We start from the raw sequence: 14973 nt of genomic DNA, 5'->3' as shown, positions 1-14973 counted from the left end.
CGACGATTCCCGCGCCGAAGCCAGAAGTACAACAGATAGTTTTTCTCGGATCTAGAATCATTGGTTATGGAACTGCGGCAGCTGCGCTACTTCGTCACCGTCGCGGAGGAGGGGAACTTCACCCGCGCCGCCGCCCGCCTGCACCTGGCCCAGCCGGGGTTGAGCGCCCAGATCCGGCAGCTCGAACGCGAACTCGGCCAGCCGCTGCTCGATCGCGGCGGCCGGACGGTGACGCTCACCGAGGTCGGCGCGGCGGTGCTGCCGCACGCGTGGGCGGCGCTGGCCGCCACCGACCGCGTCGCGGGCGTGGTCGCCGAGTTCACCGGACTGCTGCGCGGCCACGTGCGCGTCGGCCTGATCTCCGGTGCGGCCGGCGAGGAGTTCGACGTGGCCGCCGTGCTCGCCGCCTTCCACACCGACCATCCCGCCGTCGCGATCAGCCTCGTCGAGGACACGTCCGAACGGATGCTGGCCGCGCTCGATCGCGGCGAGCTCGACATCGCGGTCGTCGGCCTGACCGGCGCGGAGTCCGGCGCCGGGCTGGGCGCGCAGATCGTCCTGGACACGCCGGTCGTCGCCGCCGTCGCCGCGGGCGACCCCGAGCTCGGTGATTCCGTCGCGCTCGCCGAGTTGCGCGATCGCCCGCTGATCTGCCTGCCGCGCGGCTCCGGGGTGCGCGGCGTGCTCGAACTCGCCTGTGCCGCCGCCGGTTTCGAGCCTCAGGTGGCGTTCGAGGCGGCCGCGCCCCCGCTGCTGCTGCGGCTGGCCGCCCACGGCCTCGGCGTCGCCGTGGTGCCCGGCCTCACCGGTTCGGAGGCGGCCGCGCACGGCGTGCGGGTGGTGCCCATCGAGCGGCCGGCGCTGCGCGGCAGGCTCGCGCTGGTGTGGCGCACCGACCGCACACCGGCGCCCGCCACGAAGGTCCTTCTCGGGCAATTGCGGCTCGCCCTCGGAAACGGATCGAGCGACTCGGAACAATAGATCAAAAGACCAGAACAACCCCTCTCCGAATATACTGCGGAGTAACGAACTCCACTTACCGGAAATGTCGCGCCCGGCGGAAACAACCGGTATCGTTTTCACGAAATATGCGGCCCGATTCACCAGCAAAGACACTGTTCAGTACACTTGTCAGCGCACTCTCCATCCCCTGGTTGGGGGCTTCAACCAACCTCCGGTCGGTATTGCAGAATTCCCTCCCATCGGTGTGGACATCCACCATTCCCGAGGAGCATCATAATTCTTATCCGGTGCCGTTCGTCGGGGGAACGTCATGGAATTCGGCAAGGATTGGAAGTGCAATGTTCATCAGGAAATTGGTAGCGGCCGCCTTCATAGCGGTAGCCGCCACCGGCATCGCCGCGGCCACCGGCCACGGCCAAGGGACGCTCGCGGGCTTCAGCGGCCAGGACGGCCCCGTCGCCTACACCACCAGCTTCGCGGCGGACCACTCGAGCATGGAAGTGACGCTCGCCTCCGGCAAGTTCGTGCCCGCACCCGACGCGGTCGCGGTCGTCGCCGAAGACGGCACCTTCATCGGCGCCATCCCGCTGCGCATCGACGCACACGCGGTAGCGCCCAGGATCGACGCCTCCGGCACCGTCCTGACCCTCACCCCGGTCGGTGGGCCCAGCCCCGCGGCCGTGATGTCGCAGGATATGCCCGGCGTGCACGAGGCGGGCGGACCCGTCACCATCGGTGTGGCCGCCGGTATCGGCTGCGTCATCGGCGCCGCGATCGGCATTTGGTTCTTCATCGTCGGCGCGTTCGTCGGCTGCGCTGTCGGTGCGGCCATCGGTGCGACGGTCGGTTTCTTCTTCATCCCCGGCCCGTGATCGACGGCGACAGTTCCGGTGACGGCGCGACCGTCACCCACCCCAGAACGAAGGCCGGGCACCCCTCGGGTCGCCCGGCCTTCGCCTGCGCGCTCAGAGCAGTCGCGACAGGAACGCTTTCGTGCGTTCGTGTTTCGGGTCCGCCAGCACCTCGCGCGGGACACCCGCCTCCACGACGACGCCGCCGTCCATGAACACCAGCTGGTCGGCCACCTCGCGCGCGAAACCCATCTCGTGGGTCACCACGACCATCGTCATGCCGGTGCCCGCCAGCTCCCGCATGACCGCCAGCACCTCGCCGACGAGTTCGGGGTCCAGCGCCGAGGTGGGCTCGTCGAACAGCATCAGCTTGGGGTCCATGGCCAGCGCCCGCGCGATCGCCACCCGCTGCTGCTGCCCGCCGGACAGCTGCGCCGGATAGGCGTTCGCCTTGTCGCCCATGCCTACCCGGTCGAGCAGTTCCTTGGCGCGCGCGACCGCGTCGGCCTTGCGCACCTTCTTCACCTGGGTGGGCGCCTCGATGATGTTCTCCAGCGCCGTGCGGTGCGGGAACAGGTTGAAGTGCTGGAACACCATGCCGATGTCGCGGCGCTGTTTGGCCGCGTCGCGCGGGTGCAGCTCGTAGAGCTTGTCGCCCTTCTGGCGGTAGCCGACCAGGTCGCCGTCCACGTAGAGCCGGCCCGCGTTGACCTGCTCGAGGTGGTTGATGCAGCGCAGGAATGTCGACTTGCCCGACCCGGACGGGCCGATCAGGCACAGCACCTCCCCGCGCGCCACCTCCAGCGAGATGCCCTTGAGCACTTGCAGCGCACCGAAGTTCTTGCATACCCGGTCCGCGACGATCATCGGCGGCGCGGCTTCGTCCTTCGCCACGGTCATTTCGCCTTCACCACACTCTGCGCGTCGGCCAGCTCCTGCAACTGTTTCGCGGTGAGCTGGCGGGAGACGCCGCGCGAGTAGTGCCGCTCCAGGTAGTACTGGCCCACCATGAGCACGCTGGTGATGGCCAGGTACCAGGTGGCGGTGACCAGCAGCAGCGGGATCGGCTGGAAGTTCACGCCGTAGATGTCGCGGGCGCGGCCGTAGAGGTCGGTGCTCAGCGGGATCGCCGTCACCAGCGACGTGGTCTTCAGCATGCCGATCAGCTCGTTGCCGGTGGGCGGGATGATCACCCGCATGGCCTGCGGCAGCACGGTGCGGCGCATGGTCTGCGACCAGGACATGCCCAGCGCGACCGACGCCTCCCGCTGCCCCTCACCCACGGAATTGATGCCGGCGCGCACGATTTCGGCCATGTACGCGGCCTCGTTGAGGCCCAGGCCGATCACGGCGAACGTGAACGCCGCCTGCAAACCCTGCACGTCGAGTTCGAAGAACTGGGGTCCGAACGGCACGCCCAGCTGGATCTGCCGGTAGATCGACGGGAACAGTCCCCAGAACACCAACTGCACGAACACCGGTGTGCCGCGGAAGATCCACAGATACACCCACGCGGTGGCGCGCAGCACCGGGTTCGGCGACAGGCGCATCACCGCCAGCACCGTGCCCAGCGCGATGGCGATCGCCATGGCGAGCACGGTCAGCTCGAGGGTGACCACCGCGCCGGACAGGATGCGGCTGTCGAACAGGTAGCGGGCGTAGGTGTCCCACTGGTAGGCCGGGTTGGTGGCGGCGCCGTAGATGAACAGGCCCAGCAGGACGAGGATGGCGGCCGCCGCGATCCAGCGGCCCGGTTTGCGCAGCGGGACCGCCTTGATGGGTTCCGGCTCGCTCGGCGCGGCGCCGCGCCCGGGATCACCGGGCGCGGCGGACTTCTCCAGATCGGGCATGTGTCAGCTCACGGCTCCGTTGATGACGGATTCGGTGATGCCACCTTCCTGCACGCCCCACGCCTCGGTGATCTCGCGGTACTGGCCGTTCTGGATGAGGTGGTTCACCGCGGCCTGCAGGGCGGCGGACAGCGGGCTGCCCTTGGCGACGGCCCAGCCGTAGGGGGCGGAATCGAAGACCGGGCCTGCGGGCTCGATCTTGCCGTCGCTCTGCTTGATGGCGTAGGCGGTCACCGGGGAGTCGGCGGACATGGCGTCCACCTGGCCGAGCACCAGCGCGTTGGTGGCGGCGGACTGCTCCTCGAACGCCTTGATGTCGATCGGCGGCTTGCCCTGCGCGACGCATTCGGCGCTCTTGGCGGGCACCTCGTCGGTGTGCTCGATGGTGGTGGCCTGGACGGCGACCTTCTTGCCGCAGGCGTCGTTCGGGTCGATCGGCTTGCCGACCGGCTGCGCCCACTGGATACCGGCGCTGAAGTAGGTGGTGAAGTCGACCTGCTCCTCGCGCTCCTTGGTGTCGGTGATCGACGACATGCCCACGTCGTAGGTCCCGGCCTGCACGGCGGGGATGATCTTCTCGAACGCCGACTCGACGTACTCGGCCTCGATACCGAGGACATCGGCCACGGCGTCCATCAGGTCCACGTCGAACCCGACGATCTTGCCGCTCGCATCCTTGTACTCGTTCGGCTGGTAGGGCACATTCACGCCGACCACCAGCTTGCCGGCCTGCGCGATCTTGTCCGGCAACTGCGCGGCGATGGTGTCGACCTTGTCGACCTGAACCTTCTCCGCTTCCGTCCCGGTTTCCTCGGTATTGGTACACCCCGTCAGGACGAGTGCGCCACCGGCGAGCGCACACATCGCCTGCAGGGCACGCCTGCCAAGCACGGATCGAACAGACACAGCAGCCCTCCACATTTCGGATAAGGGAAACCCGGGTGTCACCACCCGTTTGGCAATCTAAGCGACCACGCCACCCGGCGCTGGACAGTAACCGAAGATTAATCCGATCCGTAATCCCGCCACCGCGCACAGCAACCCGACCACCGGCGCGACACCCTAGCACACGGGGGGTGGGTATATTCGCTGGTCACGTTGGGTGTGGGGTGGGTGGAGGCGGTGCGGGGCACGTGGGGCGCAGCAGGTCGGAGACGGTCGGCGCGACGACTCCCCCACTGCCGCAGCAACATTCCAGCACGGGCGCGTTCGGACAGTGGCGTCCGCGTGGACGGGAGGTCGGGCGTGGCCGAGTGGACTGCGATGACAGCGCCGTCCCCGAGTTGTTTGTCGTCGGCTCGGAAGTCCCGGGTACGGCATGCCCTCGCGGACATGGCGATCCAGGGCTCACCGAACTGTCCTGCCAAACGGTAATCACACGCCGACGTAGTCGGCGACGGAACCATCCCCGCATGCGCGGGGAGCACGGCAGGGCCTTGTAGGCGGAGACCAAGTCCACGGGCTCATCCCCGCGAGAGCGGGGAGCCCCTGATCTACCTGTGGTTTCGAGCCGGACCACCACTCTACCTGCACTTTCGACGATCACCTCACCTCCGCTCGGGTGCCGAAAGGCAACGGACCCAGCTGATGACTCGCTGTACCCCTTCATGTTCACAACGCCCTCATCCCTCCCCCCGTCAGGCGCATAGTGGGTCCATGAAATATGTCTTGCTGATCTGTGACGACGAGACCGCGTCGCCGAGTATGGAGGAGATCACGGCGGACCCGGCGTTCAAGGCGTACGACGACGAGGTGGATCGCCGGGGGACCAGTCTGGCGGGCGCACGGTTGCGTCCGGTGGCGGAGGCCAGGACGGTCCGGGTCCGGGACGGGGAAACGCTGGTGTCCGACGGGCCGTTCGCGGAGACCAAGGATTTCGTCGGCGGCGTCGACATCATCGAGTGCGCGAATCTGGACGAGGCGCTCGCCATCGCGGCCCGCCATCCCTACGCGCAACGCGGGTGCGTCGAGGTCCGTCCCGTGTGGGAGTGAGACCGAACGCCGGAACCTGACCGAGGCTGTCGGCCGAAGATTCTTCTCGGATCGATGTCGATCCGGTGCGACTTCGTTCGTAGGTGGGGCAGAACCGCCCGCGCACTTCAGGGCCTGGGTGGCGCGCTCACGGCACCGGCCGCGCTGTCACTGCTGGCCGTGACCTTCCCCGAAGGCAAGCACCGCATCCGCGCACTCGGCATCTTCGGAGCCGTGGGCGGCGTGGCGGGCACGGTCGGCGTGGTCGCCGGCGGTCTGATCGCCGACGGTCCCGGCTGGCGCTGGGCGTTCCTCATCAATATCCCCGTGGGCCTGTTGCTCATCACGCTCGCCGCGATCCACGTGGTCGCCGATCGGCCCCGCGAAGGTCCAGCGCGTCTCGATGTCGCGGGCGCGACGACTGTCACCGGTGGACTCCTGATGTCCGTCTACGCGCTGCACCACGCCGCCACCCACGGCTGGCTCGCCGTCTCCACGCTGGGGTGGTTCCTCACGGCCGCCGGCCTGCTGGTGGCGTTCGTGCGGATCGAAGCGCGCTCACCGGCACCGCTCGTCCCCCTCGCGACCGTGCGACACCGCCCCCTGGTCACGGCGAACCTGACGAACTTCCTGGCGTTCGGCGCGTTCTTTGCCTTCATCTTCCTCGGGTCGTTGCTCATGCAGCAGCAGCTCGGCTACACACCGAGCCAGGCCGGACTGGCCTGGTTGGCCACTACCACAACAGAATTCGCGGCCGCCGCCACTGCGGGCCGCCTCGCCACCCGCCTGGGCATCCGCCCCCTGCTGATCACCGGCCTGTCTCTTCTGGCGACCGGCATGCTCTGGCTGACCCAACTCCCCGCCGACGCCTCCTACACCACCCATCTCCTGCCGGCGTTCCTTCTCGCGGGCCTCGGCTTCGGATTGTGCGTCCCCTCCCTGCAAATCGTCGCCCTCTCCGGCGTCTCCGCCTCGGAGTCGGGACTGGCCTCGGGCCTTGTCGAAACCGTGCGCGAGATCGGCGCGGCAGCCGGCGTCGCCGCCGTATCCACCGTGCTCGTGTCCGGAACCGGCCTCCCCGGGTTCCACACCGCCTTCACCGCCATCGCCGTGCTCGCTATCGCCGGAATGATCACCACCGCAATGGGATTCCGGCGCGCGGAGTTGGAGCAGTTGGTATCCGCCGACTCCGCCGACAACCCACCGACCGTTGCCGACTCGACGTTGTCCAGGACGCCCACGGCATGAGGGCTTCTCGCGACACGGTCTGGAAGAGCGCCGACTGCGCAGGCCAGATGAAGTCAGCCGGTGAGGTGGAGTCAGACTTGGGCACTTGCGGGGATGCTCATCCCCGCGTGCGCGGGGAGCACCACTGATTGACCTGGGTGTTTCCGGGCCGAAGCGGCGAATTTCCTTCACTTTTCGTCGAAACGATCACCCCCGATCCGGTTCACTCGTGGGGTGGTTCGCCGGTGACAATGTGGTCGGCGTGGCTCAGTCCTTCGCGGACCAGGCGGGTTACGTGGCCGCCGCGGAGGCGGTAGATCACGTGGCGGCCCTCTTTGCGGGCGTCGACCAGGCCGGTGAAGCGGAGTTTGGCCAGATGTTGGCTGACGGCGGTGCGGGAGGCGCCGCAGGCTTCGGTGAGAGCGGTGACGTCGGATTCGCCGTGGGTGAGCAGCCAGAGGAGGTGGAGGCGGGTGGGGTCGGAGAGCATCTGGAAGATGCTGGTGGCGACGGCCAGGCGGGCGTCGTCGGGGGTGTGGACGTGGGCGAGGCTCGCGGGGGCGCCTGCGGGGTCGGAGGCTGCGCGCTCGGGCATCGCCCGTCACCTCTCATCCGGTCGTCGCGGCCTGGGTGGCGGGTAGGCGCGCCGGCCACAGGCGGGTGGCTGTGATCCATGCCAGTGTAGCCAGGAGGGTGAGCGCGACCGCCGCCGCGACGTGCCCGAGTCGCGCGCCCGCCCATCCCGCGAGGGGGTAGGTGAGCAGGTAGCAGGCGTGCGACAGGGAGAACTGGGTGGTGAACACCGAAGAGCGCTCCGATTCGTCGGTCCGGTAGCGCAGCAATCGCGCCGTCGGCGTGTTGACCAGGGATGTCCCGGCCCCCAGCACCAACCACGTCACGCCGAGCACCAGCCAACCGTTGCCGCGCCCGGGATCGGCGAACAACAGCACACTCAACGCCGCCAGTCCGAGGGAGGCGACCGCGCAGCCGCCGAGCATCAGCACGCGATCGGGGACCTGGGTGAGCAGGCGCGGGAGGGTCAGTGCCACCGCCATCGAACCCGCGCCGAAGCAGCCGAGGGCTATGGCGACGCCGATATCGTTGCTCCCCAACAGGTCTCGCACATACACCACGGTGTTGACGACCACCGCGCCGGTCGCCGCCGCGACTGCGAGATTCATTGCGAGCAAAGAACGCAGCACCGGCCGCTCCCACATCACCTTGGCGCCCTGCATAACTCGCGTGAGGAACGGTCGCGACCGATCCGGTGGTGGCAGCGCGGGCAGCGAGGTGCCCAGCACCAGCAGTGCCGACCCGACGAATCCGGCGACGGTGCCCGCGAACAACGCCGAGTAGCTGACGAACAGCAGCGCCACCGCCGCCAGCAGGGGCGAGAGCACCGCCTCCAGGTCGTAGGCGAGGCGCGAGAGTGACAGGCCGCGCGTGTACTGGTGCTCGTCGGTCAGCACCGACGGGATCAACGACTGGAAAGCGGGCGTGAAGGTGGCCGAGGCCGACTGCAGGATCAACACCAGCACGTAGATCTGCCAAACCTCCGAGACCCACGGGAGCAGGAGCGCCACGGTCGCTCGCGCCACATCGGCCCCCACCAGCACCGCCCGCTTCGGCAGACCGGCGACCACGACCGCGATCACCGGGGCGAGCCCCACGTACGCCCCCATCTTGATCGCGAGCGCGGTTCCCAGGACCGCCCCGGCCGAGCCCCCGGCCAGGTCGTAGGCCAGCAAGCCCAGTGCGACGGCTAGCAGCCCGGTGCCGACCAGCGCGACGACCTGGGCGGCGAACAACTTCCGGAACGTCCGATTCCGCAGTACATCCAGCACGACCGCATCCCTCCCTTATTCGACAGGGCGCCACCACTATACGACTTTACGTGCGCACGTGCGCACATATCAGGGCCGATCCTTCTCGTTATCCGGCTCAGTCCAGGGCGATGGCCTCCACGACCGGCAGGCGAGCGGCGTGCAGGGCGGGCGGCACCGACCCCGCCAGGGCCAGGAGCAGGGCCGCGAGGGCGTAGCCGAGTTGGATCGGGCTCGGCTCGTAGGCCACGTCCAGGGTCATGGCCTGGCCCATGGCGGTGGTGGCCAGATGCTGGATGACCGCGCCCGTCACGAGCCCCACAGCGGCCCCGGACACCGCGATCCCCGCCGATTCGGCGAGCACGGTGCGCAGCAGGAACCCGCGCGCGGCCCCCATCGCGCGCAGGACGCCGAGTTCGCGCCGGCGCTCCAGCATGGACAGCATCGCGGTGTTGAGCAGGGCGGCGGTCGCGACCAGGACCACGATCCAGAGGATCGCGCCGGAGAGCGCGGTGCCCTGCCGCACCCCGTCGGTGACGGCGCGCACCGCGCCCGCGCCGGTCTCGACCTGGAGACCGGGCGGCACCGTGCGGCGGATCTCCTCCAGTACGACGGCCGGGTCGGCGTCCGGGGCGAACGCGAGGCCGAGGATCGTCTCCCCCGGCCGCTGGAACCAGTCGCGCAGGATGTCGAGGTCGAGCAGCACGATGCCCGACACCGCGGAGAAGTAGGGGACGATGGCGAGGACGCGCACGCGGTGCACGCCGGTCGGCGTCGGCAGGTCGATCAGCGTGCCGATGTCGGCGGACAGCCGATCGGCGACGTCGCGGGAGAGCACCACGCCTTCGCCGGAGGCCATTCGCCGCACCACCCACGGCGCGAGTTCGCCCACGCCCACCGCGGGCAGCCCGGCCTCGAACGCCTGCAGCAGAACGCGGTCGCGGCCGAGCGTGGCGAAGGCCATCTGCGCCGAAGTGACCTCGCGCACACCGGGAACCGCCCGCAGCCGGTCTTTCAGACCGGCGGGAAGCACCGGGCCCGTGGGAAATTCGGCGAGCGTGGCCGGGCTGACATAGGCGTCGCGCCCGCCGAGCGCCCCGAACGAATCCGCCGCGGAGTCGACCAGGTTGCGCGACGCGCCCCCCACGGCGACGGTGGCGGTGACCGCGATCATCACCGTCATGGCGGTGGCCCACACCCGCCGCGGCGCGCGGTGCACGGTGGTCGCGCCCAGCGCACCGGCCGATCCGCACAATCCCGTGGTCGCCGCCGCCAGCCGGACCATCGGTCGCATCCCCGCGAAGCACAGGCAGATGGCTCCGGCGATGGACAGTGCGATCGTCGCGACCGAAAGTTGGCCCACCCCCGCGTAAGTCAGATACACCGCACCAGCGAGCATCACCACACCGCCCGCCAGTGCGAAGCCCTTCGCGACCGGACCGACCGGGGGTACGCGCGAACCCGCCACCGGCGCGAGCGCTTCCACCGGTTCCACGCGATAGACCTGGCGCGCGGCCAGCACCGTCGCGGCGACACTCGCCAGCACGCAGGACACGATCCCCGCCGGAATCGCATGCGGCGGAACCATATAGCGCGGGCGCACCTCGGCCGCCGCGATCATCGCCGTCGGAATGCCGTCGATGGCGAAGCGGCCGAGGAAGACGCCGAGCAGCGCGCCGAGCACGCCGCCGAGCATGCCGATCAGGACGGCTTCGGCGATGAGGTCGCGCACCAAGGCGTTTCGGCGTCCACCGACCGCCCGCAACAGCGACAGCACCGGCCTGCGTTGCGCCACAGCCATGCTCATCACGTTGTAGACGAGGAAGCTCGACACCACCAGGGCCGCGGCGGCGGCCATGATGGTCGAGTACTCGACCACCCGGATCGATCCGCTCGCCTGGAGCGCGCGCAGGCTCGGGTCGGCGACGACCGCGCGGCCGTCGACTACGGCGGTGAGGTCCGCGCGCACGCGCGCCGCGTCCGCGCCGGGGTCGGTGACGATCTGGATCGAGTCGAGAGAGCCCGCGCGCCCGGCGATCTTCTGCGCCACGGGGAGCAGCGCGAGGACGATGTAGCCGCTGTTGAGGTCCTTCGACGCCGCGTCGTCGAGCACCCCCGCGACCGTTACGGTGGTGTGCCCCAGAGGAAACCGCTCGCCTGGTCGCCTGCCCAGTGCCGCGCCGACCACCACGCCGTCGGGCACGGTCAGCAGGTTCGCGCCCGTGCCGCCGAGCGCGCCGTCGAGGTCGCCGCCGAGCGCCGCCACCCGCGCGTCCGCGCCGACCAGCAGCGCGCGCTGGTCGGACGGGCCGATCCGGGTGCGCAGCATCGGCACCGCGGCCCGGACGCCGGGCACGTCCGAGACCTCGCGCAGGAGGTCCTGATCGAATCCGCTCTCGGTGACGCCGGTGACCTCCAGCGACGCGTCACCCCCGATCGCGTCGGTCAGGGCCGCGACCGACCCGGTGACCGAGCCCGCCATGCTGAGCACGGCGACGAGCAGCGCGCAGGAGAGCGCCAGCACCGCCGTCGAGAGGGCCGAGCGCGCGGGGTGGGCGATCAGTTCACCGAACGTGAACAGCCGCCACCTGTCCCAACCCGCTCGGATCACGGGGAGACGACCTGTTCGGACGACCTGTCGCGCAGGGTGCGGGTCGAATCTCCCGGGTCTTCCCGCGCGGCGTGTTCGGCGGCTCGCCCGGCACGCGCCTCGGGCTCCGGCCGGATCGAGTGCTCGCCGCCGGGACTCTCCTCCGTTCGCGCCGCGATTCTCCCGTCCCGCAATGTGATCACCCGGTCGCATCCTCTCGCCGCGTCGCCGTCGTGGGTCACCATCACCACGGCCGCGCCGTCGTCGGCGAGTCCGCGGAGCAGGTCGAGAATCGCGGCGCCCGAGGCGGAGTCGAGGTTTCCGGTGGGTTCGTCGGCGAGGATCACCGCCGGATCCATCATCAGGGCGCGCGCGATCGCGACGCGCTGCATCTGCCCGCCCGACAGTTCGGCGGGGCGGTGGCGCGCGCGGTCGGCGAGGCCGACGCGGTCGAGCAGGTGCCGCGCACGGGGTTTCGCCCGGCGCAGCGGCGTGCCGCCCAGCAGCGCGGGGACGGCGACGTTCTCCCACGCCGAGAGCGACGGCACCAGATTGAAGAACTGGAAGACGAAACCCACGCGCGTCCTGCGGAATTCGGAGAGCCACCGCTCGTCGCGCCCGTCGATCCGCTCCCCCGCCACCGTGACCGTTCCCGCGCCGGGCGAGTCCAGGGCGCCCAGCAGGTGCAGCAGCGTGCTCTTCCCGGACCCCGACGGTCCGGTGATCGCGGCGAAGCACCCCGCCTCGATGCGCAACGTCACGCCGTCGAGCGCGCGCACGACGCCCGCGCCGATGCGATATTCCTTGACGACATCGGCCAGTTCGATCGCGGGCCGTGTCACGGGGCGGTCGCTCCGCGCACGGCGTCCACCATGATCGACCGCAGCGTCGTGACGTAGGTGCGCACGGATTCGTGCGCGACGGGGGTGTCGGGGTGGATGACGCTCAGCGACGTGCCGCCCGGCAGCCGGTTCACCCAGATCAGCACCTCCTCCGAGGCCGCCCGGTTGCCGTAGATGCCGCCGTTCACCATGTCGAAGTATTCGTTGCCCGCGAAATCGCGCGCGTCGACGTAGGAGATCATCGGCGTCGACCAACCGGGCTCCACGTCGATTCCCACATCGGGCGGCACCAGCTCGAGCACCCGATGGAACGACACCCCCGTCAACCGCATTCCGCTGTCGTACGCGCGCTGCGCGCTGCGCACGAGCCGCCCGAAATCCGCTGTCGCGCCTACGGGGAACGCCACCGGCACCAGCGTCGCGTACCAGCCCACAGAGATCAGTTCCGCCACCGAGGATCGCGCGCTGATGGGCGTCATGCAGAAGTAGTAGTCGCGCCGGGCCACCGCCCGCTCCACCATCGCCGCCGCCGCGAACACGCCGCCCACGAACGCCGCGCCGCGCTCGGTGCACAGCTGCTCGAATCGCTCGGACTCCTCGGCGTCGAGCAGCGGCACGGTGAGGTGCGCGCCCCTGGTGTAGCCGTCGCTGCGCTTGCCCAGATCCAGCGGAAACGAAGGCAGCACACCGTCGTTGCCGCGGACCAGCTCCAGCCACCGCCGCACGCCCGGGGACGCGAGGGACAGCCGCGCCGACTGCTCGCGTTCGCGCGCACAGTACTCGAGATGGCTCGCGGGTTCGGGCATGGGCCCCGGTTCCGCGCCCACCTCGTGGGCGTAGAGGTGGGCCAGCTCGTAGCACGAGATGTATTGCGCCACACCGTCGGTGTGCAGGTGGTCGACCGCGAGGTACACCGTGGACGACTCCTCGTGCTCGAGGACGCCGAACGTGAAGCAGTCCCATTGGAACGGCCCCGGCGTCTGCTTCTGCACGTGCTGGCGCACCGCCTCCGCGTTGTCCACCTCGCCGTGATCGGTCGGGACGAAGTCGAGCACCTCCGGCTCGACGACGTGCCGCACCACCCGGCCGTCCTCGATCGCGAACCAGCTGCGGAAGGTGTCGTGGCGCAACAGGAATCGGCGCACCGCGCGCGTCATGGCGTCCCGGTCGAGCGCGGCGGGCACTTCGGCGGTCACCACGCACAATCCGGAGAATCGGAAGTCTGCGGCCGCATTGCGGTGCGCCGCTTGCAGATACACCTCCTGCTGGTGCGAGGGCGGCACGGGGTGGGCGGGCGCGTGCGCGGCGCGCCGCAGGGATTCGGGCGAGGCCGCCCAGCTCACCAATCGGCCGGGCGCCGGATTCCACTCATCGATCAGTCCGTAGTCGACCACTGGTAGTTCCTTCGTTCGCGGGGTGCCGGGCGCCGGTGCCCGGCGGAAGTCACGGACGGTGCGACGGCTCGGGCAGCGTGAGCGTCGCGACGGCCAGACACAACGCCACGGCCGCGACGGCGGCCAGCATCACCACCGCCCCGTCCAGGGTGTGCGCGCGGAAGAACACGGCGGTGAGCGCGGCCAGCCCGACCGCGTTGCCGATCTGCTCGACGGTGGGCAGCACGCCCGACGCCTCCCCCATCCGGTCCAGATCCAGGCCCGACAGCATGATCGGCTGCAACTGCACGCCGAACAGCCCGACGCCGAATCCGGACGCCACCACCGGACCGATCGCGACGAGCGGGTTCACCACGCCCGAGGTCAGCCACAGATACACCGCGCCCGACCCGATACAGCCGGAGAACAGCGCCATGCCGAACGCGAGCGCGCGAATCCCGAAGCGCGGCACCAGGAACGGTGACGCCAGCGCACCCGCGCCCGCACCCAGCGCGAACGGCGTCATGGACAGGCCCGTGCGCAGCGGCGACCAGTCCAGGATGTCCTGCATGGTGATCGACACCGCGAACACGAACGCGGTGAACAAGCCGAAGAACACCGCCACCAGGACCGAACCGATGCGGAACCCCTTGTCGGCGAACAGATCCAGCCGCACCAGCGCACTGCCGTCGCGCTGGAACAGGCGGCGCTGAGAGACCAGGAACCCCGCCCCGATCGCCACCGCTACCGCCATCATCGCGACGAGGTCGAGCCGCCAACCCCGGTTGTGCACCTCGGCCAGCGCGAACAGCAACAGGAACAATCCCATCGCCGAGAGCACCGCGCCGCGCACATCGAATCGTCCACGCACATCGGGCTTCCCGATGCGCAGATACCGCCATGCCAGGGCGAAGGCGGCCACCCCGAGCGGGACGTTCATCAGGAAGATGACGTGCCATCCGAGACCGAACAAGTCGGCGCTGATCAGCAAACCGCCGAGCAGGGGGCCGAGCATGCCCGCGAACCCCGCGCACGCGCCGTACAGCGCGAACACCAAGGGGTGCCGTTCCCGGGGGAAACTCGCGGTGAGGATGGCGATGGTCTGCGCCGCCATCCCCGCGCCCGCCACCCCCTGCACGACGCGCGCCACCACCAGTTCCGTTGCCCCGTCCGCGATTCCGCACCACACGGACGCGGCCGTGAACGCGAGCACCGACGCCAGGAACATCACCCGGCGGCCCGTCAGCGCGCCGAGCCGCGCCGCCGGGAGCAGGGTGCACGCGAACGCCAGCGAGTACCCCGAGATGACCAGCAGTTGCTGGGCGCGCGACGCCCCGAGCTCGGCGGTGATGTCCGGCAGCGCGACATTGACGATCGTCACGTCGATCATCTGCATGAACACGCCGATGAGGCAGCCGGCGAAGGCCAGCCAGGCCCCCAGTTCGCCGGTGCTCCGGGCGGGCGCGCCGACCTGAGCCACCGC

At 69.8% G+C, this 14973-nt stretch carries 13 protein-coding genes; 4 read left to right on the top strand and 9 right to left on the bottom strand.

Annotated elements, in window-relative coordinates:
- Window positions 1-66 precede the first annotated feature (66 nt).
- Together DFR74_RS19550 and DFR74_RS19545 are read left to right on the top strand one after the other, a co-directional pair.
- Window positions 67-981 carry a LysR family transcriptional regulator gene (locus DFR74_RS19550; protein ID WP_067506866.1) on the top strand — a complete coding sequence of 305 codons (915 nt, stop codon included), beginning with the start codon at window positions 67-69 and terminating at the stop codon, window positions 979-981.
- Between the two features lie 320 nt (window positions 982-1301).
- A complete protein-coding gene (locus DFR74_RS19545) occupies window positions 1302-1835 on the top strand; it encodes a hypothetical protein (RefSeq protein WP_067506869.1) in 534 nt (177 codons plus the stop codon).
- Between the two features lie 93 nt (window positions 1836-1928).
- Here DFR74_RS19545 and DFR74_RS19540 read toward each other — a convergent pair whose 3' ends face one another.
- Genes DFR74_RS19540 through DFR74_RS19530 form a run of 3 tightly spaced genes read right to left on the bottom strand, consistent with a single transcriptional unit; the run spans window position 1929 to window position 4528 of the window.
- Window positions 1929-2681: an amino acid ABC transporter ATP-binding protein gene (locus tag DFR74_RS19540; RefSeq protein ID WP_170160778.1), complete on the bottom strand. Its 753-nt coding sequence runs from the start codon at window positions 2679-2681 to the stop codon at window positions 1929-1931.
- 29 nt (window positions 2682-2710) lie between these two features.
- Window positions 2711-3664 (bottom strand): amino acid ABC transporter permease, encoded by a 954-nt coding sequence (locus tag DFR74_RS19535; protein ID WP_067506874.1) that lies wholly within the window; start codon window positions 3662-3664, stop codon window positions 2711-2713.
- 3 nt (window positions 3665-3667) lie between these two features.
- A complete protein-coding gene (locus DFR74_RS19530) occupies window positions 3668-4528 on the bottom strand; it encodes an ABC transporter substrate-binding protein (protein ID WP_228791500.1) in 861 nt (286 codons plus the stop codon).
- A gap of 792 nt (window positions 4529-5320) precedes the next feature.
- Here DFR74_RS19530 and DFR74_RS19525 point away from each other — a divergent pair.
- Window positions 5321-5656 carry a YciI family protein gene (locus tag DFR74_RS19525; protein ID WP_067506881.1) on the top strand — a complete coding sequence of 112 codons (336 nt, stop codon included), beginning with the start codon at window positions 5321-5323 and terminating at the stop codon, window positions 5654-5656.
- Window positions 5657-5710: 54 nt separating this feature from the next.
- Window positions 5711-6883, top strand: coding sequence for an MFS transporter (locus tag DFR74_RS19520; protein ID WP_084537463.1), 1173 nt, complete (start codon window positions 5711-5713; stop codon window positions 6881-6883).
- Between the two features lie 202 nt (window positions 6884-7085).
- On the opposite strand, the gene DFR74_RS19515 is transcribed toward DFR74_RS19520, so the two are convergent.
- The 6 genes from DFR74_RS19515 to DFR74_RS19490 form a co-directional block, all read right to left on the bottom strand.
- Complete coding sequence (locus tag DFR74_RS19515; protein ID WP_067506883.1) at window positions 7086-7457, bottom strand: ArsR/SmtB family transcription factor; 372 nt, start codon at window positions 7455-7457, stop codon at window positions 7086-7088.
- A gap of 13 nt (window positions 7458-7470) precedes the next feature.
- Window positions 7471-8706 carry an MFS transporter gene (locus DFR74_RS19510; protein WP_067506885.1) on the bottom strand — a complete coding sequence of 412 codons (1236 nt, stop codon included), beginning with the start codon at window positions 8704-8706 and terminating at the stop codon, window positions 7471-7473.
- 97 nt (window positions 8707-8803) lie between these two features.
- Window positions 8804-11296, bottom strand: a complete 2493-nt coding sequence (locus DFR74_RS19505; RefSeq protein WP_067506887.1) for an ABC transporter permease — start codon at window positions 11294-11296, stop codon at window positions 8804-8806.
- Entirely contained in the window at window positions 11293-12117 is an 825-nt protein-coding gene (locus DFR74_RS19500; protein ID WP_084537464.1) for an ABC transporter ATP-binding protein, read from the bottom strand. Before DFR74_RS19500 ends, DFR74_RS19505 begins: the two co-directional genes overlap by 4 nt.
- On the bottom strand, window positions 12114-13511 hold the full coding sequence (locus DFR74_RS19495; RefSeq protein WP_067506889.1) for a condensation domain-containing protein: 1398 nt from the start codon (window positions 13509-13511) through the stop codon (window positions 12114-12116). The genes DFR74_RS19500 and DFR74_RS19495 overlap by 4 nt, the downstream gene beginning before the upstream one ends.
- 49 nt (window positions 13512-13560) lie before the next feature.
- Window positions 13561-14970 (bottom strand): MFS transporter, encoded by a 1410-nt coding sequence (locus DFR74_RS19490; protein ID WP_067506892.1) that lies wholly within the window; start codon window positions 14968-14970, stop codon window positions 13561-13563.
- Between the last annotated feature and the right edge of the window lie 3 nt (window positions 14971-14973).

The organism is Nocardia puris (genome assembly GCF_003315035.1).
GTDB classification, from domain to species: Bacteria; Actinomycetota; Actinomycetes; order Mycobacteriales; family Mycobacteriaceae; genus Nocardia; species Nocardia puris.
This window is presented reverse-complemented; position numbering and strand designations above follow the sequence as displayed.